The sequence below is a fragment of the Halorubrum sp. SP3 genome, from assembly GCF_005435195.1.
In the GTDB taxonomy this organism is placed as follows: domain Archaea; phylum Halobacteriota; class Halobacteria; order Halobacteriales; family Haloferacaceae; genus Halorubrum; species Halorubrum sodomense.
On record NZ_SGTU01000653.1, the window covers coordinates 1 to 253 of the forward strand.

Consider the following 253-nt stretch of genomic DNA (forward strand, 5'->3'; position numbering starts at 1 on the left):
ATCGCCTCGGCCTGACGCTCTAACGCCCGGATCGGGCCGACGAGATCCCGGCGGACGATGAGCAGAGTGTTGTAGATGGCGACGACGGACCCGAGGAACAGCGCCCCGGAGACGACGTACGCGACGGTGCCGGAGAGGACGAACTGCGCGAGAAAGATACCGACGGTGACGAGGAACTGGATGCCGACGGCCGCGACCATCTTGCGCTCTATCGATTCCGAGACGCCGAGCCCGTCCATCGTCCGCCAGAGGA

At 65.6% G+C, this 253-nt stretch carries 1 pseudogene; it reads right to left on the bottom strand.

Annotated features, from left to right (window positions below):
- Window positions 1–239, bottom strand: a pseudogene (locus EXE42_RS17855) (histidine kinase); the annotation flags it as partial.
- Between the last annotated feature and the right edge of the window lie 14 nt (window positions 240–253).